The 2,561-nt window shown below is 36.7% G+C and carries 3 protein-coding genes and 1 pseudogene; 3 read left to right on the plus strand and 1 reads right to left on the minus strand.

The genetic code is table 11. The features are described from left to right. Window positions 1-98 (plus strand): annotated as a pseudogene (locus ACED41_RS21390) (IS5 family transposase); the annotation flags it as partial. 337 nt (window positions 99-435) lie between these two features. Here the strand turns inward: ACED41_RS21390 and ACED41_RS21395 are convergent. Beyond that, a complete protein-coding gene (locus ACED41_RS21395; protein WP_371725655.1) occupies window positions 436-819 on the minus strand; it encodes a hypothetical protein in 384 nt (127 codons plus the stop codon). 212 nt (window positions 820-1,031) lie between these two features. Between ACED41_RS21395 and ACED41_RS21400 the strand changes: the two genes are divergently transcribed. Both ACED41_RS21400 and ACED41_RS21405 read left to right on the plus strand, forming a co-directional pair. After that, entirely contained in the window at window positions 1,032-1,514 is a 483-nt protein-coding gene (locus tag ACED41_RS21400; protein WP_371725656.1) for a hypothetical protein, read from the plus strand. Window positions 1,515-1,926: 412 nt separating this feature from the next. Continuing rightward, entirely contained in the window at window positions 1,927-2,469 is a 543-nt protein-coding gene (locus ACED41_RS21405) for a hypothetical protein (RefSeq protein WP_371725657.1), read from the plus strand. Window positions 2,470-2,561: the final 92 nt, after the last annotated feature.

Consider the following 2,561-nt stretch of genomic DNA (forward strand, 5'->3'; position numbering starts at 1 on the left):
TGAGCTTGAGATGTTACAACGCTCAAGTGGGAGAAATCATGGCGAATGTCAAAGCTATAAACAAAGTCATAGGACTAGGTATGCCTGTTAGAAGCTAACGATTAGTCAAATATGGCGTCGTTGAACCTCAAGCTGATTTGATCAACAACGCCCTTGATAGATGTACTTCACCGTGCGTAACAATGACTCGATATACGGATTATCATGTAGTGGCTTCCTTTATTTATGCTAGCTCCTTTGACGATCTCGTTTGTGGAGTTGCCCCCTGTATTCTTGGGGAGGGGAAAGCATCACTTTTGCTCAATATCTGAGATCGCAATGTTCCGGTATAAGGGACTAATAAACGGTAAAATTAGATTGAGATGTTACAACGTTCCTTTGTGTTTATATCTTAATATAGTTATTCTAAATCACTTGATAGAGAATAATATGTTCCTATTTTAAATATTGGCTTATGGCTGCTATTTGCCCACTAGATAGTTCAAGTATTGAGGCATTATTTTTTACCCATCGTAATGCTTCTTTGTTCGGATTCTGAATACGCAATTTACGAAGAACTAAAATACAAACTATTAAAGAAGGGATCTCTATGTAGATTAATACACCCAAAATAGGCATGACCACATGAGGAAACCACACAAACCAGTCCAAAAAATTTGTTATAAAATGATAAATCCCGACTAGAAAGAATAATGTTAAACTCAACCACACGATTACATTGATCGAAACAATTAATGGTGATGCAACATTTGTTCGTTGAACGCACTTCAATGCCTTGGCTATCTCATCACTTGGTTGGTAGTAGTTTTCATTATTCATGAATATAACACCTTTAATTTATATAATAAACTGGATACACCTGTCCTGTAGAACAGTATAATATATAATTCAGTGGGACATTTTTCGTCTAAATAGGATTTAACTAAGCAGAAAAGGAAGCAATTTAAAACTAGACGAAAAGTGTCAGTTACAACTGCTAAATTACTCTTGGGTTAAATAGTAACTACAAAAGACAATCTGGGTAATACCGAATGATGAAAATGACTTACACGAAATGCACAAAAAAACATGAGCCAATTACACTCGAAATTATCCAAGATAGCACTTGGCCAGAAGTATTGACCTACATTCATGATTCTATAATCTACTTGGGGGTTAGTGAGCTCAACCAATTCTCGTCATCAGAAAAACAACTGATAAAAAAAATGATTGAACAATTGCCAACCGCGTCTGAATTAGCCCCACACCCTTGGAAACTTTTTTATAGTACTATCTGTATGGGTTTTGCTCGCTGTCATTCATTCAATTGCGAATTCGAACATCTTGACTCTACACAATCTAAGTTGAAATTTTGGCTTGATACGATTTCTGACAAACTGCTGGGGTTGTTGACACTCGATGATGTAGAACTCCTGTTGAGCTTGCTGTATGTGGCGGTGTTCCCAGTCCTTTCATCACGAAGGCTAGAAGCCGAGCAGTATATAAACGATCGTTTGTCAATACACTTTAGATAAAAGCAGTTTCCAGAATGTTTGTAAACTATGCACTATTTAGTGCACTTAAAGTTAATTAAGAGAGAGTATGACTTATTTCTATACCCAATTACCTATACTACTGAAGTTGAGGACCGTGTTGATCATTATTGCGGTACTCGTATCCTGAAAGATGCTTTGGATCAAGAGTTTATATTACATAGTGCTTTTGGTTTCTTTTATGAAATGCAGGACTTTCATAGTTAAGGTAATAGAGATAATGTTTTTAGAGCACCTTTACGGCCCGGAAAGAGCCTTGTAGACCAATTCATTGAAAGTACATGTTTTAGAACACTTCAAACAACATTTCTATTGTCTGTATACGAAACTAGCTTACAAAAATGGTGTGATATAATTATAGTTATATCACACTGTCGGGTTTGAGGACTTAGAAATGGCGAATCAAGGGTTAGTTATAAAACAAAATCAAGTGACGCTGTCATATTTAAATTCTCAGGAAGAAACTCAAGAGCAATGGTCGAAACAAAAAGAGAAGCTTAAGCGATTCAAAGTCCAACTTCCCGATTTAACGGACAGCTTCGCGCCCGATTGGAGTGAACTACCTAGGATCGTGAAACGATTGCAAACCTTTGATGACAATCGTGGTGGGCTCAGTACCAACACATTAAAGATGTTGTCGTTCGTACTACGTAAATGGGATAGCTATTGCAAAATCGAAGCCATGTACACGTTTCCCATCAATGAGCACATTTTATTGCATTGGTTTAAAGCGTTAAAACTTGAAGGCGTCAAAATTAACACACTACGACAATATCGTGCTCAGTTAAGTCTGTTTCATAAAATTATGGAAATCGACGACGCAACTAAAAAGCTCTCAGTGAAAACCTTCTTCACATCATTACCTAAAGATGAAACTGAAATAACTGGAGAGCAACTTATTGATTTACAAGCTAAACCGTTTAAGAAATCCATCTAGATAAATTAATGGATAACTGGGGAAACGACAAATATCCCAGGGCAAGATCATGAAAAACCCATATGGAATAAGGGGTAGCGTGAAGTGATGTT

It is taken from the genome of Vibrio sp. 1F255 (assembly GCF_041439145.1).
Classification (GTDB): Bacteria; Pseudomonadota; Gammaproteobacteria; order Enterobacterales; family Vibrionaceae; genus Vibrio; species Vibrio crassostreae_C.